18 protein-coding genes and 1 tRNA gene are annotated in these 25,576 nt (G+C 32.3%); 12 read left to right on the forward strand and 7 right to left on the reverse strand.

Annotated elements, in window-relative coordinates:
• Positions 1–31: 31 nt before the first annotated feature.
• Positions 32–104: transfer RNA gene (locus N1F78_RS04795), tRNA-Gln, on the reverse strand.
• Positions 105–256: 152 nt separating this feature from the next.
• Here N1F78_RS04795 and N1F78_RS04800 point away from each other — a divergent pair.
• Together N1F78_RS04800 and N1F78_RS04805 are read left to right on the forward strand one after the other, a co-directional pair.
• Entirely contained in the window at positions 257–3,571 is a 3,315-nt protein-coding gene (locus N1F78_RS04800) for a DUF2723 domain-containing protein (protein ID WP_406685048.1), read from the forward strand.
• A 3-nt stretch (positions 3,572–3,574) separates the two neighbouring features.
• Positions 3,575–4,249: a polysaccharide deacetylase family protein gene (locus N1F78_RS04805; protein WP_406685049.1), complete on the forward strand. Its 675-nt coding sequence runs from the start codon at positions 3,575–3,577 to the stop codon at positions 4,247–4,249.
• Here the strand turns inward: N1F78_RS04805 and N1F78_RS04810 are convergent.
• Positions 4,246–4,542, reverse strand: a complete 297-nt coding sequence (locus tag N1F78_RS04810; RefSeq protein WP_406685050.1) for a thioredoxin family protein — start codon at positions 4,540–4,542, stop codon at positions 4,246–4,248. The two genes, N1F78_RS04805 and N1F78_RS04810, sit on opposite strands and share 4 nt — an antisense overlap.
• 157 nt (positions 4,543–4,699) lie before the next feature.
• The gene (locus N1F78_RS04815) at positions 4,700–5,932 is read right to left on the reverse strand and encodes a metallophosphoesterase (RefSeq protein WP_406685051.1); all 1,233 of its coding nucleotides are present in this window, start codon (positions 5,930–5,932) and stop codon (positions 4,700–4,702) included.
• A gap of 165 nt (positions 5,933–6,097) precedes the next feature.
• Here N1F78_RS04815 and polA point away from each other — a divergent pair, with 165 nt between their 5' ends.
• The gene (polA, locus tag N1F78_RS04820) at positions 6,098–8,941 is read left to right on the forward strand and encodes a DNA polymerase I (protein WP_406685052.1); all 2,844 of its coding nucleotides are present in this window, start codon (positions 6,098–6,100) and stop codon (positions 8,939–8,941) included.
• A 15-nt stretch (positions 8,942–8,956) separates the two neighbouring features.
• On the opposite strand, the gene N1F78_RS04825 is transcribed toward polA, so the two are convergent.
• From N1F78_RS04825 to N1F78_RS04835, 3 genes are read right to left on the reverse strand one after another with little or no spacing between them, the layout of a single operon-like run.
• On the reverse strand, positions 8,957–10,147 hold the full coding sequence (locus tag N1F78_RS04825) for a DUF4249 domain-containing protein (protein ID WP_406685053.1): 1,191 nt from the start codon (positions 10,145–10,147) through the stop codon (positions 8,957–8,959).
• A gap of 5 nt (positions 10,148–10,152) precedes the next feature.
• Positions 10,153–12,558 (reverse strand): TonB-dependent receptor, encoded by a 2,406-nt coding sequence (locus tag N1F78_RS04830; protein WP_406685054.1) that lies wholly within the window; start codon positions 12,556–12,558, stop codon positions 10,153–10,155.
• Between the two features lie 11 nt (positions 12,559–12,569).
• Entirely contained in the window at positions 12,570–13,739 is a 1,170-nt protein-coding gene (locus N1F78_RS04835; protein WP_406685055.1) for a DUF4249 domain-containing protein, read from the reverse strand.
• A 197-nt stretch (positions 13,740–13,936) separates the two neighbouring features.
• Between N1F78_RS04835 and N1F78_RS04840 the strand changes: the two genes are divergently transcribed.
• Complete coding sequence (locus tag N1F78_RS04840) at positions 13,937–15,172, forward strand: hypothetical protein (protein ID WP_406685056.1); 1,236 nt, start codon at positions 13,937–13,939, stop codon at positions 15,170–15,172.
• A gap of 68 nt (positions 15,173–15,240) precedes the next feature.
• Here N1F78_RS04840 and N1F78_RS04845 read toward each other — a convergent pair whose 3' ends face one another.
• A complete protein-coding gene (locus N1F78_RS04845; RefSeq protein ID WP_406685057.1) occupies positions 15,241–17,184 on the reverse strand; it encodes a YgiQ family radical SAM protein in 1,944 nt (647 codons plus the stop codon).
• A 214-nt stretch (positions 17,185–17,398) separates the two neighbouring features.
• On the opposite strand from N1F78_RS04845, the gene rplM reads away from it, so the two are divergent.
• The 8 genes from rplM (at position 17,399) to N1F78_RS04885 (ending at position 25,506) form a co-directional block, all read left to right on the forward strand.
• Positions 17,399–17,854, forward strand: coding sequence for a 50S ribosomal protein L13 (gene rplM / locus N1F78_RS04850; protein ID WP_406685058.1), 456 nt, complete (start codon positions 17,399–17,401; stop codon positions 17,852–17,854).
• The gene (gene rpsI / locus N1F78_RS04855) at positions 17,854–18,240 is read left to right on the forward strand and encodes a 30S ribosomal protein S9 (RefSeq protein ID WP_147768976.1); all 387 of its coding nucleotides are present in this window, start codon (positions 17,854–17,856) and stop codon (positions 18,238–18,240) included. Before rplM ends, rpsI begins: the two co-directional genes overlap by 1 nt.
• A gap of 193 nt (positions 18,241–18,433) precedes the next feature.
• Entirely contained in the window at positions 18,434–19,207 is a 774-nt protein-coding gene (gene rpsB, locus N1F78_RS04860) for a 30S ribosomal protein S2 (protein WP_406685059.1), read from the forward strand.
• 88 nt (positions 19,208–19,295) lie between these two features.
• Entirely contained in the window at positions 19,296–20,270 is a 975-nt protein-coding gene (gene tsf, locus N1F78_RS04865) for a translation elongation factor Ts (protein ID WP_406685060.1), read from the forward strand.
• Positions 20,271–20,408: 138 nt separating this feature from the next.
• Positions 20,409–21,116 (forward strand): UMP kinase, encoded by a 708-nt coding sequence (gene pyrH, locus N1F78_RS04870; protein ID WP_406685061.1) that lies wholly within the window; start codon positions 20,409–20,411, stop codon positions 21,114–21,116.
• A 48-nt stretch (positions 21,117–21,164) separates the two neighbouring features.
• On the forward strand, positions 21,165–21,722 hold the full coding sequence (gene frr, locus N1F78_RS04875; RefSeq protein WP_406685062.1) for a ribosome recycling factor: 558 nt from the start codon (positions 21,165–21,167) through the stop codon (positions 21,720–21,722).
• 61 nt (positions 21,723–21,783) lie between these two features.
• Positions 21,784–23,055 carry a hypothetical protein gene (locus N1F78_RS04880; RefSeq protein ID WP_406685063.1) on the forward strand — a complete coding sequence of 424 codons (1,272 nt, stop codon included), beginning with the start codon at positions 21,784–21,786 and terminating at the stop codon, positions 23,053–23,055.
• A gap of 48 nt (positions 23,056–23,103) precedes the next feature.
• Positions 23,104–25,506 (forward strand): RND family transporter, encoded by a 2,403-nt coding sequence (locus N1F78_RS04885; protein WP_406685064.1) that lies wholly within the window; start codon positions 23,104–23,106, stop codon positions 25,504–25,506.
• Positions 25,507–25,576: the final 70 nt, after the last annotated feature.

Genomic DNA, 25,576 nt, shown 5'->3' on the forward strand with positions numbered 1-25,576 from the left:
CTACTTTCGCAATTAGGGTTTAAATTACTTGTTGGCCTACTAGGGCTCGAACCTAGACTCTTCTGGACCAAAACCAGACGTGTTGCCAGTTACACCATAGGCCATTGTGTAAATGAGGGTGCAAATTTAATACAAAGTTTATTCTGTACAAATTTTTTATTGAAAAAATAATTCTAAATCCTTAAGGTTTACTTAAAAAAATTTGAGGTACCATATTTATTATTAAATTCGCCAAAGCAAATAAACACTGAATTTTATGACCAATTTAAACTTTAAAAAATGGAATACCTTATTAGGATGGTTCTCTTTTTTAATTGCACTTATAACATACGGCTTAACGGTTGAACCTACGGTAAGTTTTTGGGATGCAGGTGAATACATATTAACATCAGCTAAATTACAGGTTGGTCACCCACCAGGAGCACCTTTATTTCAGATGCTGGGAGCTTTTTTCTCAATGTTTGCTTTAGAACCTTCTCAAGTTGGTTTTATGATGAATATGATGAGTGCTATTGCCAGTGCTTTTACTATTCTATTCATGTTTTGGACCATTACCTTATTATTAAAAAAACTAATAGGTAAACCTGAAGACAATCAATCTAAGGCCATAGCCATTCTTGGAAGCGGTTTAGTTGGTAGTTTAGCATTTACATTTACTGATTCCTTTTGGTTTAATGCTGTTGAAACTGAGGTGTATGCTATGGCTACCCTAATTATGGCTATTCTATTCTGGTTAGGACTGCGTTGGGAACAAGATATGGACAAACCCCGTGGAAATCGTTGGTTAATCTTGATAGCTTTTGTTATTGGTTTATCTTTTGGAGTTCATTTTATGGGACTTTTAACCATTCCAGCCATTGGGCTTATCTACTATTTTAAGAATTATAAAACCATCACTGTTAAAAACTTTATTATAGCAAATGTGGTATCTGTTGCTATTTTATTGTTCATTTTTAAGCTATTAGCACCAAATATTCTTAAAATATTTAGTGTTTCAGAAATATTTTTTATCAATTCTATAGGACTTCCATTTAATTCTGGTTCTATCATTGCTGGTATTTTATTATTCACTGTTATTTTTTACGGATTAAAATACACTCGTAAAAAACAATACAATCACTTAAACACGGCTATTTTGTGTTTAACTTTTATAATTATAGGGTTCTCTACTTGGTTAATGCTCCCAATTCGAGCTAATGCCAATGTTATTGTTAATGAAAATAACCCTTCTAGTGCTAGGGAATTACTTGCCTATTACAACTTAGAGCAATACCCTGAAACGCATTTGTTCTATGGCCCAATGTTTACAGACCAATACGCTTCTTTAGACGAGAACAACCCTTATAAAGATGATAAACCAAAATACGAGAAAGACAAAACTAAGGGCGAGTATATAATTGTTAATGACTGGAAAAATGCCAGACAAAACTACAACTCAGAACAAGCCTCCATTTTACCACGTATGTGGAGTGGAGAGCACGCTGAAAATTATATGATGTTCACTGGATTTTTAAATTTTAAGTTGAAGCCTGAATATCAAATGGAGAATGAATTACGCGCTTTGGTTAACAATTTTAGACAAGATGTTATGCAAGGCAATGTTGACTATGAAGACTACCATAATTTCTTAAGACAATATGGATCATCTTATCTAGATATTGAAAAACCTTCATTAGGAAGTAATCTAGCCTATTTATTTGAATACCAATTAGGCTACATGTATTGGCGTTATTTTATGTGGAATTTTTCTGGAAGACAAGATGATATTCAAGGGAGATATGACAACCATGGAAACTGGATAAGCGGTATAAAACCATTAGATGAATGGCATTTAAGCTACTCTCAAGACAATTTACCAGGTGATGTTGAAAACAATAAGGCCAGAAACACTTATTACTTATTGCCACTAATTTTAGGACTTATTGGCTTTTTCTTTTTATTTAATAAAGACAAAAAGCTCTTCTGGGTAATGCTAGTATTCTTTTTATTTACGGGAATAGCCATTCAAGTTTATACCAATGTAAGACCTTTTGAACCCAGAGAACGTGATTATTCAGTAGTTGGTTCTTTTTACGTATTTGCGCTTTGGATTGGCTTTGGTGTTTATGCTATTTACGATACTCTAAAAAGCTATTTGCCGAAAAAATTAGCAGCACCAATTATATCTATAATCTGCTTAATTCTGGTACCAGGTATTTTAGCTGCCAATAATTGGGATGATCATGATCGTTCAGGAAAATATACTGCCCAAGCTATGGCAAAGAAATATTTAGATTCTTGTGCTGAAAACGCCATCCTTTTTACTATTGGTGATAATGATACGTTTGCGCTTTGGTATGCTCAAGAAATTGAAGGATACAGAACAGATGTTAGAATAGTAAACACTAGTTTATTTCAAACCGATTGGTACATTGATCAGATGAAACGCAAAGCGTATGAAAGTGACCCAATACCTTCTCAGTTAACTCATGAACATTACAAACATGGCACAAATGATTATGTGAGAATGGCACCAATTGCAAGAGACACCATTGAAATAAAGGAGGCTTTGAACTTTATTACAAGTGATAACCCTAAAACAAGATTTAAATTCTACTTGCAACAATTTACTGATACCGATATTAATGCCTATCCTTCACAAGAATTGAATAATAGATATCTGCCTACGGAATTTTTAAGGCTACCAGTAAATAAAGAAAATGCTCTTAAATATGGCATAGTAAAACAAAAGGATGCCGATAAAATAGTACCTCATATTGATATTCAAGTAAAAGGTGGGGCTATTTACAAAAACCGACTGCTCATGTTGGATATTGTGGCGAATAACGATTGGAAAAGGCCAATTTATTTTACTGGTGGTAGTTTTGGTGATGATGATTATATATGGATGAAAAACTACCTTCAATTGGATGGTATGTGCTATAAGTTAGTTCCTATCAGAACGGAAACAGACCGAGCGAACCCATTTGACATGGGCCGTATTGATACAGATCTCATGTACGACAAAGTTAAGAGTTGGGATTGGGGAAATAGCGGGAGCACTAGTATTTATCATGACACGGAAACTAGAAAAAACTCCATTACCTATAGAGGTAATTTAGCACGGTTAATTGAGCAATTAATTAATGAGGAAAAATTAGATAAGGCTGAAGAAATTGCAGACATTGCTATGGAAAACATGCCAGTAGACTACTTTGGCTATTACACGCTATTAGAACCTTACGTTAGTGCCTATTATGAAGTTGGCAACAAGGAAAAGGCGCAAAAACTCTTCAAAGATCTTTCAGGGAAATACCAAGAAAACCTGAAGTATTACAGCAGTTTAGAACCACGTAATCAGGAAAGTTTATTTGAAGATATTTATGTGGACATTGAACGCTATAAGGCACTTATTGATGTTTTAATAACTTATGATTCTGAATTTGCAAATGCCGAAGGTGATATATTTAATAATCACTTAAGATTGTTCAAACATTTTTATGGAGATGATGAAGAGGAAGAACATACAGATAAAGATATCCCTCAAAATGACAGTTTAATATTAGAAGAAAGTAAAGATTCTACTAACTAGTGCATGACATTAACACCTATAAAAACACCATTATTAGCAAAAAAAATGTTTCCAAACTATGTTTGGGATATCCCTACTAATGAAAAAAGTATCTACCTAACTTTTGATGACGGACCAACTCCTGAAATCACCACATGGGTTTTAAATACTTTAAGAGCATTTAATGCTAAGGCTACCTTTTTTTGTATAGGGGACAATGTTAAAAAATATCCGGATGTTTTTCAAGCTATTTTAAAAGCTGGACATCATATTGGTAATCACACACAAAATCATATTAATGGTTGGAATACCAGAAGTAAGGACTACCTGAAAAATATAGAAGAATGTAATTCTGAGTTTTCTAATTTCAAATACAATATTCCAAATTCAAAACTTGAAACTAATAACCCGCCAATAGTAAACCTGTTTCGTCCACCTTACGGCCACATTACTCCAAAACAAGGAAAAAAATTAATAGCTAATGGTTACAAAATAATCATGTGGGATGTATTGTCTTTTGACTGGGACAAGAATGTAAGTAATGAAACTTGTTTAAAAAATGTGATTTCAAAAACTCAAAAAGGAAGTATTATTGTATTTCATGATAGTATAAAAGCTTCAAAAAACATGCAGTATGTATTACCAAAAGTTCTAGAATATTTTAGTAAAAAAGAATATGCTTTTAAAGCTATTGCTTAGATATACTCTTGAATGACATTTATTAGAGCATTGGCATCTAATTCACCACTTTGTCGCCATTTCATTTCACCATCCTTATAAATTATCAGGGTAGGAAGTGATTTTACTCTTAAAGCCTCTGCTAACTCTTCATTTTTATCTACATCAATTTTGATCACCTTAGCTTTATCTCCTAAAGCAGCAGCTACATCTCTTAAAACCAAATGCATCTCAGTTGATTGCTCATTCCAGTCGGTATAAAACTCTAATAAAACCGGAATTTCTACATCTATAAGTTCCCCAAATTTTGACATACTTATTTAGTATTTATTAACACAATGCTGTATTACAAACCTACACATTTTTTTTATATTGAGTTAATTGTCTAATAATCAACAAGAAAATGAGGATTATCAATTAATCTAATTTATTAAAAAAGAGCGAAATATCACAATTTAAACATATCATTTATTAAACAATTTTATCTCCTTTTTTAAGTTCAATTACAGTTATTTCTGGCCATATGCCAACACGCCCAGGAAAAGCCAAATAACCAAACCCACGATTAACGTTTATGTACTGTCCTAATTCTTCATAAATACCTGCCCAATATTTATAGCGCCATTTAACTGGACTCCATTTAAACCAACCTGGGATTTCTATGCCAAATTGCATACCGTGTGTATGCCCACTTAGAGTTAGGTGGTAATGATAAGTGTCTTCTATGACTTCTTTTTCCCAATGAGAAGGATCATGACTTAATAGAATTTTAAAATCATCTTTTTTAACCCCATTAGAGGCTTGCTTCAAATCGCCAGCTTTCTTAAATCCACCTGCACCCCAATTTTCTACACCAACCAAAGCTAAACGTTGGCCATCCTTTTCAATAAATCTATGTTCATTCAAAAGTAAATCAAATCCAATTTCTTTTTGTAGTACTTTTAAATCTTCTAAATTTTGATGTTTCGCTTCTTTTGATTCCCAATGGATATAATCACCATAATCATGATTCCCTAAAACAGAAAACAGGCCATCTTTGGCTTTTAGTTTCCCAAAAATATCTTTGTATGGCACCAATTCTTCTGCTTTATTATTTACAATATCTCCAGTAAATAAAATCACATCACTTTGTTGTTCGTTTATTAAATTAACGGCATAATCAACCTTTTCTATATTATCAAAACTTCCCGAATGAATGTCGCTAATCTGAGTTAATTTATAGCCATCAAAAGCACTAGGCAAATCTTCAAAATGCAAAGTATACTTTAACACTTTGTAATTGTACTTCCCTTTAATAACACCATATAAAACGGAAGCAAATGGAATTGCAGCTAGTCCCAAAGCTAATTGAGAAATAAATTTTCTTCTACTATTAAAAACAACCTTATTATCCGATCCTCCTGTAACCTTCTCCATTGCAAAGGAAAAAACTCTAACCAAATCTTCACCTAATAAAGTAACCGCAACAATAATTTTAGGCACATAGAACAAAACCACTAAAATAAGGGCTAATGAAAACCTTATTGGAATGCCGTTTGACCTATCAAACGTAAAAATCTGATAGAAAAAATTACCCAAAATTAATAGTGAAAAGAAAATATACAAATAGGTGGTAATGCTACTTTTAAAAATGGTTCTGAATGATTGTAGTGTGTACAGATCTAAAATCAGAAAAATCACAATAAATATAATTAAGCGAGACATTCTTTTTTCTTCAAAGATAAAGCTAATCTAAATCAATGGTTAGATAGCGCATTTTATTTAACTTATAGTTAAGAATTAATGTTTCAATAAAAAAAATGTGAATAGGTTAAAGCTCTGTTTCCGCTTAACTTTTTGTAGATTTGGTTTCCTATCAAAACAAATACAATGTCTGAACAAAAACGTCTTTTTTTAGTTGACGCTTACGCACTCATTTTTCGTGGCTATTATGCATTTATTAAAAACCCTAGAATTAACTCTAAAGGCACAGATACATCTGCCATTTTAGGGTTTATGAACTCCTTATTAGATGTTATAAAACGAGAAAGGCCAGACCATTTAGCCGTTTGTTTTGATAAAGGAGGGAGTGCAGATCGAGTTGAAATGTACACCGAATACAAAGCTAACAGGGATGAAACTCCAGAAGCTATAAAGGTGGCGGTCCCCTACATCTATGAGATTTTAAAAGCAATGCATATTCCAATCATGGTAAAAGAAGGCTATGAAGCTGATGATGTAATAGGAACCCTTTCTAAACAGGCTGAAAAAGAAGGTTATAAAACATACATGGTAACTCCTGATAAAGATTTTGCTCAATTAGTTTCAGAGAATATATTTATGTATCGCCCAGTGTTTGGCGGTGGTTATGAAACTTGGGGCATTCCAGAAGTTCAGAAAAAATTTGAAGTAGAAGATCCGCTTCAAGTAATTGACTTTTTAGGCATGATGGGAGATTCTAGTGATAATATTCCTGGTTTTCCAGGTGTTGGAGAAAAAACAGCCAAAAAGTTTTTAGCAGCTTACGGTAGTATGGAAAATTTATTGGCTAATACGCACGAACTTAAGGGCAAGATGAAAGAGAAGGTTGAAGCCAATGCAGAATTAGGATTGCTTTCTAAAAAATTAGCCACTATTATGCTAGATGTACCCGTTACATTTGATGCAAAAAATTTTGAATTAGATCATCCAGACATTGAAAAAGTTAAAACCATTTTTCAAGATTTAGAATTTAGACGACTGACTGATAATTTCCTTAAAACTTTTGCTGAGAATGGTGAAAGTACAGAAACTAAAGCAACTACAACCTTAAGCGAAACAAAGTCAGCATCTCCTAAACCAAAAACAGCTGCAGGCGCAGGACAATTTTCATTGTTTGGCAACGATGGTGATGTAACCGAAACAACTTCTGAATATACCAGAAAAACTTCTGAAACCACTTCTCATTTTTACCAATATATTAATACACCTGTTGCTAGAAAGTTATTTATTAAAAAACTATTGCAACAGTCTAGTGTGTGCTTTGATACTGAAACTTCAGGTTTGAATCCAATTACTGCAGAATTGGTTGGTATTGCATTTTCTTGGGAGGTAGGTAAAGGCTTCTACATACCATTTCCAGAAAATAAAAATGAGGCTCAGGAATTGATAGAAGAGTTACGTTCGTTTTTTGAATCCGAGTCTATTGAAAAAATAGGCCAGAATTTGAAATACGATATCAAGGTTTTAGCAAAATACAATGTTGAGGTAAAAGGAAAATTATTTGATACCATGTTAGCACATTACCTTATCAACCCAGATATGCGCCATAACATGGATGTATTAGCCGAGACTTATTTGAATTACACTCCTATTTCTATTGAAACCCTTATTGGTAAAAAAGGAAAGAATCAACTTTCTATGAGAGAGGTTGCATTAGAAAAGCAAACCGAATATGCTGTTGAAGATGCCGATATTACGTTACAACTAAAAGAACATTTTCAAAACGAATTGGGAGAAGCAAACACAAAAAAACTATTTAATGATATAGAACTGCCCTTACTTCGTGTTTTGGCGGATATGGAATTAGAAGGAATCAATTTAGACAAAGATTTTTTACACTCTCTATCAGAAGTCTTAAATAGTGATATTAAAGAATTAGAACAAAAAATATATGCAGCGGCTGAGGAAGAATTCAATATTGCTTCACCAAAGCAACTGGGGGTTATTTTGTTTGAAAAAATGAAATTGGTTGACAAACCAAAAAAGACCAAAACCGGACAATACTCCACATCAGAAGATGTTCTGAGTTATCTGGCTAAAGACCATGAAATCATTCAAAATATTTTGGCCTTCAGAGGGCTTTCAAAATTAAAAAGCACCTATGTAGATGCTTTACCTACCCAGGTAGAAGATAATACGGGACGTGTACATACAGATTATATGCAAACTGTGGCCGCAACAGGACGTTTAAGCAGCAATAATCCTAATCTTCAAAATATACCTATTAGAACTGAAAGAGGAAGACAAGTACGTAAAGCATTTGTGCCCCGAAATAAAGACTACGCACTTCTGGCTGCGGATTACTCACAAATAGAATTACGTGTTATAGCAGCTTTAAGCAATGAAGAAACTATGATTGAAGCCTTTAAAAACGGAGAAGACATTCATGCTTCAACAGCTTCAAAAGTTTTTGGCGTTCCTATTGATGAAGTCACTAGAGAACAACGTAGTAATGCAAAAACTGTGAATTTCGGAATTATCTATGGGGTTTCTGCTTTTGGGTTAAGTAACCAGACTAACCTTTCACGTTCAGAATCAAAAGAACTCATAGACACCTATTACGCCACCTATCCTAAATTAAGAAATTATATTAGTGAGCAAGTTGATTTTGCTAGAGATCATGGTTATGTACAAACTGTTTCCGGCAGACGCCGTTATTTAAAAGACATTAACTCTCGTAACGCGGTGGTACGCGGAGCTGCCGAACGTAATGCGGTTAACGCTCCTATTCAAGGTAGTGCTGCAGATATTATTAAAATTGCCATGATAAACATTCATGATAAGCTAACTGAAGGTGGTTTTAAAACTAAAATGTTACTTCAGGTTCATGATGAATTAGTTTTTGACGTTTACAAACCTGAGCTGGAAACTATAAAAGCTTTAGTGAAAACCGAAATGGAAAATGCCTATAAATTAGAGGTGCCTTTAGACGTTGATTTGGATGTTGGTGATAATTGGTTGGAGGCGCATTAGTCGAAATTCTTAAACCTAATCAGGCCATCCTTCTGGTTTAATGGCCGTAGAATAAAAAGTCTCTTCACAAGGGTAATAATAAACTGGCGGCAAACCTGGAGGGTCACCTTGACTCTCATTTTCTGGATCAGATTCCATTGGAAATTCAACAATAAACCCTTGTAAAGCTTCTCTTTTTAAAAAAATTGTTGCTTTAGATGTTGCTGCTGCTGTAAACCTTCCTAAAACGTATTCATCATTATTTTTAACATTAAACATGTTACCTACTAATGCTGCTGGTGGTGGCGCATTAAAACCACTATTATTATCAATAATATCCTTTAACACATTATAATAATCATAAGCTGGCTTTGATAATGAAAATTGTCTTAACTTAATTAAAATATCTTTTTTACTGTGTAGCAATACACTTGCTACCGGTATTTGAGAGACTCTAGAACCATTAATAAATTCATCATCTAATATTTCTATTTTTTGATTGTATCGTATTCGCCAACAGTCGGTTTCACATAGATATGAAATAAAAAACGGATCAGGTCCATTCGGCCTTGGAAAATATCCGTCAAAGTCATTACAATACCCTTCCCTGAAATAACTATTTCTGCAAATTAAACAAATGACCTTGGGTTCGAAAGATTTAAAATTCCAATAATAATAATTCTTTTCATCCGCTGGGTCATTAAAACTTACATTAATGGTGTGTCCTGAAAAAAATTGCTCCCATTCTGTTGAATATTCTAATTCTTGTATAAATTCAGCATCAATTTCTTCAATAGCCACAGGTTCTTTTATGGTCTCCGGAAACGATTTGTAATGCCTTCCGTCTGGCAATTTAATATCTAATTCCCAAGTATCACCAACTGATGCTACAAAACCTTTTGGAGGCAAATAAATACCTGCCTCATTTTCTTCTTGAGACAAATTAATGCTTGGTGAAAAATTTTCTGTAAGCCTAACAACTTCTGAAGTATTTGTATTCACAAATGAAATATTAGCACCGTTTATAGCCATGTTTTTGTACAATCCAAAAACCAGACCCAATTCAGACTCTTGTATTTTCACAAAAGAACTCCCCTCTTCATTAGAGATTACACCCTCAACAGTAATTATTCCAGTTATCAAATCAAACTCTGGCTCAACTGGTTCTACACATGAAATAAATAATATTACCCACAGTAAAAAAGAATATTTTTTTATAAAACCCATATTAACTACTGAAACTTAAAATTATACGTTAACGAAAATATTGGGCTATTTGTTACTAACAATTCATAGGAGCCTAAGGGGTTATTAGAAAAAACCTCATTAAATTCTCCATTACGTTGAGTATAATACTTACTAAAAGGATTTTTTCGTCCATATATATTATATATGGTAAAAGTCCAGTCGCTTAATAAACGTTTATTTTTGTTTTTACTTACGTTTACATTCCAAGAAAAATCTAAACGATGATAGGTTGGTAAGCGGGAGTTATTTCGCTCTAAAAATATAGGTACAGTTATATCTTCAATATTAAAATTACCATTTGCAATAGTATAAGGCCTCCCAGACTGCCCTGTAAAATTAAAACGTAAGGTATTATATTTATCAGTTTCTATATTAAGAGTTGCATTAATAACATGAGGTCTATCAAAATCTGAATCATACCATTTATTATTATTTATCCTATCTGCTAATTTTTTATTTTCAGTACGTAACAAACTTTTTGACCATGTATAATTAAGCCAACCGTTAATTTTACCTTTAGCTTTTTTTAAACTCAATTCAACACCATATGCCTTCCCTTCTCCCTGCACAACAAATTGCTCTATGTTTTTTTCAAGAAAAAAATCAGCTCCTGGTTTATAAGTCAAATTATTCTTAGTATCTCTATAATAACCTTCAACACTCATTTCTATTTTATCATCATCAAAGTTCTTATAAACGCCAAAACTATAAGCGTTACTTGTTTGGGGTTTAACATGAGGGTCTGATGCTTTCCATCTTGATGTTGGTATTGGTGTTGTACTATTATAAATATTTTGTAAATATTGGTTTACACTTGAATAACTAGCCTTGACCGAAGTTGTTTTGTTTAATTTTAAATTAACACCTAATCTGGGTTCTAAATTATTATAAGACGTAACTTTTTCTCCATTGTTATAAAATCTTGAATCTATTATATCTCCTGTTTCATCATACCTATTAAAGGTATAAGGACCTTGAAATAAGAAATTATTATATCTTAATCCAGCTGATAAAACAATGCTAGAAGATGGTTTCCAATTAAAATTCCCAAACCCTGAAAACTCATAACTAGTTTCTGTTGGAAGTAAAACTGGCAAAACCGTATTTGATGTTCCAACATTTAACTTTCCAGGATATATTTTATATTGATTTGCTTGTATTCCAGCATAGTAATCTATTGTACTAGAAACTTTTTTAGAGAATTCTGAAATAAGGCTTAAGTATGAAATTTTAGAATCAAATTCTATTTCATTTGTACTTTCTAACTCAGGAAAAATATTTTTGGGGTTGTAATTACTCCCAACTAATACTGTTCTAAGGTTAGTTCTATTATTAAATGTATGTAACCAATTTAATGTTCCGTTTATAGTTTTAAAATCATATTGATTATTTTCTGCAATAATATTTTCAACACTAGAAATTAAATCTAATTGATAAAAATCTTTACTGTAAAACCCCGTAAATGATATTTGATCTTTTTCTGTTGGTAGATATAACAACTTTAATGTTCCATCATAAAAACGTGCTTTTGTATTTTCAAGTTGGTCAGAAAAAATGGGTAATAAAAAATCTGTAAGTCCTGCTCTACCTCCAGCAATTAGCATAAGCTTATCTTTTATTAAAGGCGTTTCTACAGCTAACCTACTTGAAACCAAACCTAAACCTCCACTAAGTTTAAATTTGCTCACGTATGGGTTTTTAACTTTTATATCTAAAACAGATGCAGTTCTTCCTCCATATCTTGATGGAATGTTGGCTCTATATAAATCAACTGATGATAGTACATCTGGCGTGAAAACTGAAAACAAACCAAATAAGTGTGTTGGATTAAACACTGGTGCATAATCATATAATATTAAGTTCTGGTCTAATGAGCTTCCTCTTACAGATAATCCGTTACTTATTTCCCCAGAATTATTTACGCCAGCAAGTAAAGTTACTCCCCTAAGCACATCAAATTCGCCAGCAGCCGCTGGAATCTTAACTAAATCTTCTGCTTTTAATTGTACCACTCCCATTTGAGGAGATTCTAAATTATCATTAACTTTTTTTGCGTTTACAACTACCTCTGATAATTCTTCATTATTACTTCTTAGTCTTAATTGTTGAGAAATATTTTTATCTAATAGAATACTTAGTAATTTATCCTTAAAACCAATATAGGTAACAACTATTTGATATTTATTTTGAGGTAAATTAGTAGAAAATAAACCTTGAGCATTTGTGACTCCTCCGCATGAGCAAGGTTCAATAAAAATATTTACATTTTCCATTGGATTGCCTGTTTGGTCATTGACAACAGTAATAGACAACTCATACTCTTCACTTTGTCCATAACCCAAACCTGTACATACAAATAATAAGACCATAAATAATTGAACTAATTTCATAAATACAAGTATTAATTTTGCCAACCTTCTGGTTTAATTGATGTGGAATAAAACCCCTCAACACAAGGAGCATAGAGAACTGGCGGAGCCCCTGGAGGGGTTGGATTAGAATCACTTTCAGGAAAAAACAGATCTACAGGATCAGCAACAGTTCCTTGCAAAGCTTCTCGTTCCAAAAAAATGGTAGCTTTTGATGTTGCTGCGGCAGTAAATCTTCCTAATACATATTCTTCACTATTATTGACATTATACATGTTACCCACTAATGCTGCTGGTGGAGGAGCATTAAAACCACTATTATTTTCAACAATATCTTTAAGTACTTTATAATAATTATAAGCCGGTTTTGATAATGAAAACTGTTTTACCTCAACCAAAATATCTCTTTTATTATGTAGTAACACATTTGCTATTGGCATTTGAGCTACTGTTGAACCATTAATAAATTCGTCTTCTAATATTTCAACATTTTGATTGTATCTTATTCGCCAACAATCTACTTCACACTCATATGTTATTGTAAAAGGATCTCTTTGGTTTGGAGTTGGATATACACCAAAATCATTACAATAACCACCTCTATAAAAGCTATCCACGCACTCCTGACAAATTGTTTTAGTTTCAAAGGATTTATAACTCCAATAATAATAATTCTCTTCTTCAACGGGGTCATTAAAACTCACGTTAATTTCATGCCCTGAAATAAATCTTTTGCTTTCTACAGAATATTCTAACTCTTGTTTATATTCAGCATCAATTCCTTCAATAACTACTGGCTCTTTTATTTTTTCTGGAAAAGATTTATAATGCCTCCCATCTGCCAGTTTTATATCTAACTCCCAAGAATCGCCCACTTCAGCAACAAAATCACTTGGCGGTAAATAGATATTGGCTTCATCATTTTCTAATAAGTTAACAATTTCAGATGTATTTGTATTTACAAATGTTATATCGGCACCATTTATAGGATAGTTTTTGTACAAACCAAAAACTAAACCTAATTCAGACTCTTGTATTTTAACAAAAGAGCTCTCTTCTTCATTAGAAATTATCGCCTCAACAGTAACTAAACCTGTTATCAAATCAAACTCTGGCTCTACGGGTTCCACACAATTACTAAAAAAAACAAATTGATATAGAATAAAAATCTTTATTAATGAGGTATGATACTTTTTATACATCTATAAATGTTTAATTTAAGTATTGAGCTGAGGGCTAATAGTTGACTTATGTCACTGATTATAAATAGATAAACATATTTTAAAGTAAAAACTATAACTGTAAGATATTACCCTAACCCTATAAGATAATACCCATTTTAAAAACAAAGCTTGTTAGGTTTTTCTTGTTAACATATCTTTCAAAAAAATATCAAAAAATGAAAAAAACTGCTAATAGTATTATTACAATATCACTTTTATTTCTATTTCAAAACTATTCAGCCCAAGAAAATTTTATAGAGGGATATATTATAAACAAGCAAGATGATACAATTCATGGATTTATTGATTATAAAAATTGGAGTAATAACCCTCAGGAAATTAAATTTAAAAACCAAAGAGAAAATTCTTCTAGACCACAATCGCCAAATTCAATAAAAGAATTTGGTATTAAGAATAAAATCTACCTCAGTGCCAACGTAGACATTGAAATTAGTTCAGATAAAAGCCAAGACCCAAATCTAAAATTAAAGAATAAAAAGGTCTTTTTGCAAGTTCTTTATAAAGGAAAGAAAAACTTGTATGTTTATAAAGATAAATGGGGGCCTAATAATTTTTACATAAAACAGAATAGTGAATTAATGTTGTTGATTCACAAAAAACATCTAAATGAGAACAGTATTATCGAAAACAATAGATTTAGGGGACAATTGATTTTATACCTAAAAGATTGTCCGTCATTAAAACCAAAAATTAACAACTCCTCATATAATAAGAAAAACCTTATAAATATTTTTAAAAAATATTATGAATGTAGCAATTCACCATTAGAGTTTCAACCAACTAAACCGAAAATTAAAATAGAAAAGGGAATTATTGCTGGTTTCTCTTTAACCTCTCTAAACTTTGAATATGGCAAATCTGATTTATTGATTTATCCACATCTCTCAACTAATTACAATTCATCTACGGACATCTCATTAGGATTATTTTTAGATGTTATTTTTCCCAAAGACCAAGGAAAATGGTCTATAAACAATGAAATCTTATACTCATCATTTGAAACAACAGGCTATCATGAAAACTATGAAAATGAAAATGTTTATACAATAAAGAATTCTAGAATCAATCTTTCCTATCTTAAACTAAATAATCTTTTACGATTTAATTTTCCTAGTAAAAATTTAGTTCCATATATTAATGCAGGCATTTCAACCGGTTTTGTAATAGCAGAGAATAATTATAGTTCTACAGAAGAAAAACTATATTCAGAGATTACCTTTTATGAATCAAATAGGTCCAACAACAAAAAAATAGAACATGGGGGGCTTCTAGGTTTTGGTGTAAGGTATGATAATCTTTCTATTGAAACTAGGCTTGAAACAACAATGGGATTATATTCAGGGAATTACAAACTAAACAGGTTTTATTTTTTACTTAATTACAGATTATAAGAATTAAAACGAAATGTTAAATTATGTTCTTTTAGATACACACCAGCTTTTTCATTAATTTATGATAATCACCTTTTCTTAGATCTAAACTTAGCTTTTTTCTTTCTTTGATTAAAAGGTACAGCATCATTAAAAGTGTTTTTGGTTTTACCTGGTTTATTTTTACGCCATTTTTCTTCCTTTTTAGGTAATAAAACTTCCAATAAATCTTGACGACCTAACTTATTTAAAGTATTACGTATCCATGCTTTATTCTCATCTTTATACCAAAAGAAAAAACGATGTTGTTCATCTTTTTCTTTTCGTGTTTTTGGAGTTCTTACCTTTTGGAGTGTATAGGGATGGTAACCACTATAATAAATAACAGTTGCCACCGTCATTGGCGTTGGTGTAAAGCCTTGAACTTGTTCTAACTGAAACCCCATATCTTTTGTCTCAGCAGCAAGGTTCGCCATATCCTCTGCCTCGCAAGCAGGATGATTAGATATAAAATAAGGTATAAGCTGAAGCTTCAATTTATTTTTAATGTTTATTTTATCAAAACGTTCTTTAAATTTATGAAAGTAACTAAAAGACGGTTTACGCATCAGTTTCAAAACAGGATCACTAGTATGTTCGGGTGCCACTTTTAACCTCCCAGACACATGTTTAGTCATGACTTCTTCTGTATAATCATCTAATTCTTTTGGGTCGGCATTTTTATTAAACTCCGGCACTAGCATATCATGACGTATCCCAGAACCAATAAAAGACTTCTTAACTTTAGGGTGACTATCAACCGCTTGATATAATTGAGTTAATGGCTTATGAGAGGTATCTAAATTGCTACAAATTACAGGAGAAATACAGCTTGGAGCTACACACTTATCACAAATAGACTGAATCTTCCCTTTCATTTTGTACATATTCGCACTTGGGCCTCCAATATCTGATAGGTAGCCTTTGAAATCAGGCATATTGGCTACTTTATCAACTTCTTTCAGTACTGATTCTTGGCTTCGTGAAGCAATAAACTTACCCTGATGTGCCGAAATTGTACAAAAGCTACAACCTCCAAAACATCCACGATGAATGTTTATGGAGAACTTAATCATTTCATAGGCTGGAATGGGTCCACGCTTACTGTATTTTGGATGCGGTAATCTGGTATAAGGCAATTCAAATGAGGCATCAATTTCATCTTCAGTCATTGTAGGATAAGGCGGGTTTATCATCAAAGTCTTATCGCCTACTTTTTGAAAAATTCTACGGGCTGCTAATTTATTACTTTCTTGCTCTATTATTTTAAAGTTAGAAGCATATGCCTTTTTATCCTTTAAACACTTTTCATGTGAAACTATTTCAACATCTTCCCAATTACTGTTTTTAGGAATTCTGGCATCTTTATCTACAAGAACCGCCGTTTGCTTAATAGTATTGATACTACTAAAAGGCACACCTTTTTGTAATAACCGGACCACCTCTCTTAGCGGTTGTTCTCCCATACCATAAACCAACATATCAGCTTTGGAACTTTCTAAAATGGTAGGCATTAATGTATCGCTCCAATAATCATAATGGGTAACACGTCTTAAAGACGCTTCAATACCTCCAATTAAAATGGGTACGTCTGGCCATTTTTCCTTTAAAATTTTTGAGTAAACAGTAGTTGCGTAATCTGGCCTAAAACCAATATCACCATTTGGTGTATAAGCATCCTTATCTCTTCGCTTCTTATTAGCATTATAATTACTAATCATGGGATCCATACACCCACCAGTAACACCAAAAAACAGTTTCGGAGCTCCTAGTTTAACAAAATCTTGAAGGTTATCATTTACGTTCGGCTGCGGAACTATAGCAACTCGTAATCCGTAACTTTCAAGTATACGCCCTATAACAGCTGGACCAAAAGATGGATGATCTACATAAGCATCACCACTAAACAAAATAACATCTAGTGCTTCCCAACCGCGAATTTTAACCTCCTTGTTTGTGGTAGGTAACCAATTTGACAACCTTAACTCCTCCATAGAAGTGCAAAAATAGTTAAAATAAAATCGGCTATTTACAAAAAATAGAAAGACTATGTTTTCTAAACCACTTTTAAGCCCTGATAATCAAACAAAAAACTGAAATAATTAAGTTCAAAAATAAGCATCTACACTATTTGGTAATCAAATATTTAATCGTAAATTTGCAAACTCTTTTTAAGAGAGGAATGTTTAATAAATAAAAAAAATTAGTTTGGACACATTAAGCTACAAAACTATTTCAGCTAACAAAGCTACTGTAAATAAGCAGTGGGTTTTAGTTGACGCTGAAGGTCAGACGCTTGGTCGTTTAGCTTCTAAAGTTGCAAAACTTTTAAGAGGTAAGCACAAGCCAAACTTCACACCACATGTTGATTGCGGAGATAACGTAATTGTTATTAATGCAGAAAAAATCAACCTTACTGGAAACAAATGGACAGATAAATCTTATATCCGTCACACAGGTTACCCAGGTGGTCAAAGAAGTTTAACTGCTACTGAATTGTTTGGGAAAGACCCAGCTAGATTAGTAGAAAAATCAGTAAAAGGAATGCTTCCTAAAAACAAATTAGGATCAGTTTTATTCCGTAACCTTACAGTTGTTGTAGGATCAGAGCACAGTCATGAAGCTCAAAAGCCTAAAACAATTAACTTAAACGAATTCAAATAATGGATGTAATTCACAAAATCGGCCGTAGAAAGACGGCTGTTGCTCGTGTTTATGTTGCCAAAGGAAAAGGTAACATATCAATCAACAAAAAAGACTTAGCGGATTACTTTACTACTGCAACTTTACAGTATAAAGTAAACCAACCTTTAGCTTTGACTAACAATGATGGCAACTTTGATATTACAGTAAATGTATATGGAGGTGGCATCACTGGTCAAGCAGAAGCTGTTCGTTTAGCAATTTCTCGTGCTTTATGCGAGTTAGATGCTGAAAATAGAGCAATCTTAAAACCAGAAGGCTTATTAACAAGAGATCCAAGAATGGTTGAGCGTAAAAAATTCGGTCAGAAGAAAGCGCGTAAGAAATTCCAGTTCTCTAAACGTTAATGTATCCTCAACACGATTGAGATTTTGTTACGGCGTTATCTCAATCTTGTTGAAATTTAAAAAACAAAATTTAAAACAGTTATTGTTGTCCTAGTGTAAAAACAGGATTTAGTTTAGCATCTAAATAATTAAGGCGATTTAATAAATGACCACTTAATTATTGCTAATTCAACAGAACGTAAACTATTACAAAATGGCAGTAGAAGTAAAAGAATTACTTGAAGCAGGTGTACACTTCGGACACCTTACACGTAAGTGGGACCCAAACATGGCTCCTTACGTATATATGGAGCGTAACGGTATCCATATTATTAACCTTTACAAAACGGCGGCCAAAATTGATGAAGCTGGTGAAGCTTTAGCCAAAATTGCAGCCTCTGGAAGAAAAATTTTATTCGTAGCAACCAAAAAACAAGCAAAAGATATTGTTGCTGAAAAAGCGGGTTCAATAAACATGCCTTACATCACTGAAAGATGGCCAGGAGGTATGTTAACTAACTTTGTTACTATTAGAAAAGCTGTTAAAAAAATGGCTTCTATTGATAGAATGAAAAAAGACGGAACTTTTAACACCTTATCTAAAAAGGAGCGTTTACAAGTAGACCGTTTAAGAGCTAAGTTAGAGAAAAACTTAGGTTCTATTAGTGACATGACACGTTTACCAGGAGCATTATTTGTTGTTGATATTAAGCGTGAGCATATTGCTATTAAAGAAGCTCAAAAATTAAACATTCCAATTTTTGCAATGGTAGATACCAACTCTGACCCACGTCAAGTTGATTATGTTATACCTGCAAATGATGATGCTTCTAAATCAATAGATAAAATTTTATCATATGTAACAGACGCTGTTGCTGGTGGTTTAGCAGAACGTAAAGCTGAAAAAGAAGCTGCTGCAGCTGAAAAAGAAGCTCCAAAGGCTAAAGAGGCTCCAGCAAAAGAAGTAGTTGCTGAAGAAGAAGAATAAATAACATTAACACAACACAAATAAGTCGTTTAGTTCTTTTCTTAGCAGAAAATTTATTGAACGACTTTTTTTTAATATTAAAATAGATATGGAATCTACAGTAAAAATTACAGCCGCAGAAGTAAATAAACTTAGAAAGGCTACTGGTGCAGGAATGATGGACTGCAAAAAAGCTTTAGTTGAAGCTGAAGGAGATTTTGATAAAGCTATTGAAGTTTTACGTAAAAAAGGACAAAAAGTTGCAGCTAAAAGAGCAGACCGTGAGTCTAGTGAAGGTGCTGCTGTTGCAAAAGTAAATGCAGATAATACTGCTGGAGTTGCTATTGTACTAGGTTGTGAAACTGACTTTGTTGGTAAAAACGAAAACTTTTTAGCATTAGCTAGCCAATTAGGAGAAATTGCATTAAATACTGCTTCTAAGGAAGAGTTTTTAGCTGCTGATTTTGGTGGAATAACAGTTGCTGAAAAATTAGTTGAGCAAACTGGTGTTATTGGTGAAAAATTAGACATAAAAGCTTTTGAAAAAGTAGAAGCTCCTTATGTTGGTACGTACGTTCATATTAATAAAATTGCTGCTGTTGTAGGGTTATCTAACGCAGTTGATAATGTTGAAACTTTAGCTAAAGATGTTGCAATGCAAATTGCATCTATGGGAGCTACAACTTTATCATATAAAGATTTTGACCCAGCTTATGTTGCCTCTGAAACTGAAGCTAGAATTGCTGTAATTGAAAAAGACAATATTGAATTAGAGCGTTTAGGAAAAACTCTTAAAAACGTGCCAAAATTCATCTCTCAATTACAATTAACTCCAGAAGCTATAGCTCAAGCTGAAGAAGAAGCTAAAGCTGAGTTAAAGGCAGAAGGTAAACCAGAACAAATTTGGGATAGAATTTTACCTGGTAAAATGCAACGTTTTATTTCAGACAATACTACTTTAGACCAAGAACAATGTTTATTAAACCAAAACTTTATCAAAGATGAAAAAGTAACGGTTGAAAAATATGTGTCTTCTTATGGCGAAGTAGAAATTACAAGTTTTAAACGTGTTACTTTAGGATAAATATTACCTACATAAATATTTAAAAAGCGAAATCAAATATGGTTTCGCTTTTTTTGTTTCAATAATTAACAACTAAAATATATTTCAATATAACTGTGTTAAATCAATTTGTATATTTGCACAACCTCAAAAAACATTATGAAATACAAAAGAATACTCCTTAAACTTTCAGGCGAAGCCTTAATGGGAAATCGCCAATACGGAATAGACCCAGAACGTTTAGCAGAATACGCAAAAGACATTAAAGACATAACGAATAAAGGTGTTGAAGTTGCCATAGTAATTGGTGGTGGAAATATATTTAGAGGAGTTTCTGGTGCTAGTAAGGGTATGGATAGAGTACAAGGAGATCACATGGGAATGCTTGCAACCGTTATTAACGGGCTAGCGCTACAAGGAGCTTTAGAAGACGCAGATATACCCACTAGATTACAAACAGCAATTAAAATTAATGAGGTTGCTGAACCTTTTATTAGAAGAAAAGCTATGAGACACTTAGAAAAAGGTCGTGTAGTTATTTTTGGTGGTGGCACAGGAAACCCTTATTTTACTACAGATTCCGCAGCTGTTTTAAGAGCTATTGAAATAGAAGCCGATGTCATTTTAAAAGGCACAAGAGTAGACGGTATTTACACTGCTGACCCAGAAAAAGACAAAAAAGCTGTTAAATTTAATACAATTACCTTTGATGATGTATTAAGTAAAGGTTTAAAAGTCATGGATACAACAGCCTTTACTTTAAGTCAGGAAAATGAATTGCCAATTATTGTTTTTGACATGAACAAAAAAGGTAATTTACTTAAAGTAGTTTCTGGTGAAGAAATAGGCACCGTAGTTAACGTGTAAAATTGGCGTAATTTTTGAATAGTTACTGTCAACAAAAATTATAACATAATGAACGAAGACATACAATTTATTTTAGATACCACTAAAGAAGCCATGGATAATGCTATTTCTCATTTAGAGAAACAACTATCAAACATTAGGGCAGGAAAAGCAAGTCCTGCAATGCTTGGTAGTGTAATGGTAGATTATTATGGTTCGCAAACACCTTTAAATCAAGTAGCAAATGTTAATACACCAGACGGAAGAACCATTACAGTTCAGCCTTGGGAAAAAAGCATGCTACAAGAAATAGAACGAGGTATAATGATTGCTAATTTAGGTTTTAATCCTATGAATAATGGCGAAAGTATTATAATTAATGTACCTCCTTTAACAGAAGAACGCAGACGAGACCTCTCCAAACAAGCAAAAGGCGAAGCAGAAGATGCAAAAATAGGCATTAGAAATGCTAGAAGAGATGCTATGAATGATATTAAAAAGTTAGATGATGCATCTGAAGATCTTAAAGGAAATGCTGAAATTGACATACAAGAAATGACAGATTCTTACGTTAAAAGGTCAGACGAGATTTTCAGTAAGAAGGAAACTGAAATCATGACCGTATAAATCATAAAAAAAGCGACTTCAATTGTCGCTTTTTTTATTAACTCTTACTTCTGTTCCATAAATGTTAAAACAATTCCTGTTAATCGCTTTTATTTTTTGTTTTAAAATATCATACAGTCAATCTTCGTTAGAAAACATAAAGACATCTGCTCAAGATTCTATCAAAAAAAGTGCTTTTATTAAGCATTTAGGAAACGGATTTCTTCCTACAAAGTATTTCAATTTTGACTTGCGTTATTTAATAAAATACAACCAATATGAAGGTATTAGAACCGGGTTAGGCGGTATAACAAATAATACATTTTCTGAAAAATTTAGAATAAATGCTTACACTGTTTATGGGTTTAGAGATGGTAAGTATAAATATAGTATAGGCGGAAGTTACAGGATTGCAAAAAAAACAAACACATGGGTAAATATATCATACACCAATGATTTACAAGAAACTGGAAGCACCAAATTTATTACGGACGGTAGATTTTTTCAGTTCTTTGAACCTAGACTTTTGAATATTGATTTATTTCATAAACACATTACAAAATCAACAACAGTAGAGCATCAGCTTTTTCATAACGTATCTTCAAAAGCTGAATTTTCAGTTAGTAAAATAAGTCCAACATACGCCTATAGTTTTAATTCAAATAATACAGCAATAAGCAATTTTCGTGTTAGCATGGCTAAAATTGCTTTTCAATGGAGTCCTTTTAGCAAATTTAAAACTTCCGAAAAAGGGTTAAAAGAAACAAAAGAAGGTTACCCGAAATTTACTTTACAATACTCAAAAAGTATTAAGAATGCTTTTAAGGGTAACTTCAATTTTTCTAAAATAGATTTCAGAACAATTCAAAAATTTATATTTGATGAAGATAATTATTCTGAAATTACTTTGGTATCAGGAATAACTAATGGCGATACACCATTAACACATATGTATCACGCCTACCCCAATAACATATCAAAAGAGACGGTAATGCAACGTTTTTCCGTTGCGGGCTTAAACAGTTTTGAAACCATGTACTTTAATGAATTTTTTTCTGATAAATTTACCACTGTACAACTAAAACATTTTGTAAAACCTTTTAATTTTTCAACGCGTTTTAAACCACAACTAGTTTTAATAACCAGATATGCTTTGGGAGACATGAAACAACCCGAAAAACATCAAAATGTTACATTTGCAACATTACAAAAAGGTTATACAGAATCTGGTTTTGAGCTTAATAAATTGCTTTTTGGTTTTGGGTTGAGTTTCACTTATAGATACGGAGCTTATCATTTAGCTGAATTCACAGATAATATTGCGCTAAAGTTCACATTTAACGTGACTTTGTGATGTAATACACTTGTTTTTTCTACCTTTGCGCTGCTTTCATAAAAAGGGATGTTTAAACTATTTAGCAAAGACTTTTGGGATGTTACGGCAAGACTGATTTTACGCAATAAAATTTTCATTCTTGTAGGTATTATTATTGCTACTTATTTTTTTAGTAGACAATGGGATAACATGCGCTTTACCTATACCGAAGCTAATCTTTTACCCGATGATCACTCAGTAAATATAACCTATAACAACTTTTTAAAAACCTTTGGTGAAGAAGGCAACCTAATTGTTCTTGGAGTTAAAGATAGTAGCCTTTTTTCCGTTAATAAACTTAATGCTTGGAATAGGCTTTCAGAAGATTTTAAAAAAAATGATGCGGTTGAAACCGTTGTTTCGATAAAAGACCTTCAAAAGTTAGTAAAGAATACTAAAAGTGAAAAATTTGATTTAGAGCCTTTTATAAAAGATTCTATTACATCTATTAAGCAAATTGAAAACCTTCAAAATGAATTGTTTCATAAATATCCATTTTATGATAACTTCTTATTTAATAAAGAAACTAAAACAGTTAGAACTGCTATATATCTAAAAAAAGATATTGTAAATACTTCTGCTAGAAAAGATTTTGTTATAGATGTTTTAACGAAAAAATTAGAAATTTTTGAGCAAGAAAACAATTTAGACGTTCGGGTTTCAGGAATGCCCTATATAAGAACATTAAATTCTCAAAACATTATTGATGAAATTAATTTGTTTGTAATTGCTGCTTTACTAGTTACATCAATTATTTTCTTTTTCTTTTTCAGATCGTTTAGAGCAACATTTATTTCGCTAGTTGTAGTTTGTATAGGAGTTATGTGGACCCTAGGTATTATTGGTTTGCTCAATTATGAAATTACCGTTTTAACCGCGTTAATCCCACCATTAATTATTGTCATTGGTATTCCTAATTGCATTTTCTTAATTAATAAATATCAAAATGAAGTGAAATTACACGGAAATAAAGTAAAATCTTTACAACGTGTTATAACAAAAATTGGTAATGCTACTCTCATGACCAATGTTACTACCGCTTCTGGATTTGCTACATTTATTTTAACTGAGAGTAAACTTTTAAAAGAGTTTGGTGTTGTTGCATCATTAAGCATATTAGCAATTTTTATTCTATGCTTATTAATTATTCCTATTATATATAGCTTCATGCCATATCCTAAGGATCGCCATTTAGAGCACCTTAACAAACGTTGGATAGGTGGTTTTGTGAATTGGATGGAACTTATGGTAAGGCAAAAAAGGATTGCTATTTACATCACTTCTATAGTTTTACTTGTAGTAAGCATTATTGGTATTTATCAAATAAAAATATCAGGCAGTTTAATTGAGGATATGCCTCAGGAATCAGATTTTGTTAACGATATTAGGTTTTTTGAAGATGAATTTAATGGTATTATGCCATTAGAAATTATGATTGACACCAAACGTAAAAAGGGAGTTATGAAATTATCTACTCTTAAGCGAATGGACCAACTTGAAGATTTAATAATTGAAACACCTGAATTATCAAAACCCATTTCAGTTGTTAGCCTAGTTAAATATTCAAAACAAGCCTATTACAATGGCAATACAAAGTTTTATCAACTACCTACTTCACAAGAAAATAGCTTTATTCTATCATACGCTAAAAATTCATCTTCAAATGTAGATTTACTTAATAACTTTGTAGACAGTACTGGGCAATATGCGCGAATAACCACCTTTATGAAAGATATTGGCACGGATAAAATGGAACGCATTGAAGAAAATCTGCAAACAAAAATAGATAAAGTATTTCCTGAGAAACGTTATGATGTAATTATGACGGGAAAGGCATTATTATTTCAAAAGGGAACAAAATATTTAGTTAAAAACTTAGTCATCTCATTATCATTAGCCATATTTTTAATTGCTTTGTTTATGGCCTATATGTTTAGGTCGGGCAGAATGATTGTTGTATCATTAATACCAAACTTGTTACCCCTACTAGTTACTGCTGGTTTAATGGGATATTTAGGAGTTCCCATAAAACCCTCCACAATTTTAGTTTTTAGTATTGCCTTTGGTATTTCGGTTGATGACACTATTCATTTTTTAGCCAAATACAGACAAGAATTACAAGCTAACCAATGGAAAATAAAAATATCGGTTTACGGGGCTCTGAGAGAAACTGGAGTAAGCATGTTCTATACATCCATAGTATTATTCTTTGGTTTTTCTGTTTTTACTATTTCTAGCTTTGGGGGAACAGTGGCATTAGGAGCTTTAGTTTCTGCAACCTTATTGTTCGCAATGTTATCTAATTTACTACTGTTACCTTCTTTACTATTGTCTCTAGAGCGCAGTATAGCTAATAAGGAGGTTCTAAAAAAACCACCAATTAATATAATTCCTGAGGAAGACGAATCAGATAAAGATTTCAATAAGTAACTTTTTTTAATATTTTGCTTATAGAATTTTGATTTTTAATTATATTGGACTTGTAAGCCGAAAGGCTTTT

The organism is Seonamhaeicola sp. MEBiC01930 (assembly GCF_045277075.1).
Classification (GTDB): domain Bacteria; phylum Bacteroidota; class Bacteroidia; order Flavobacteriales; family Flavobacteriaceae; genus Seonamhaeicola.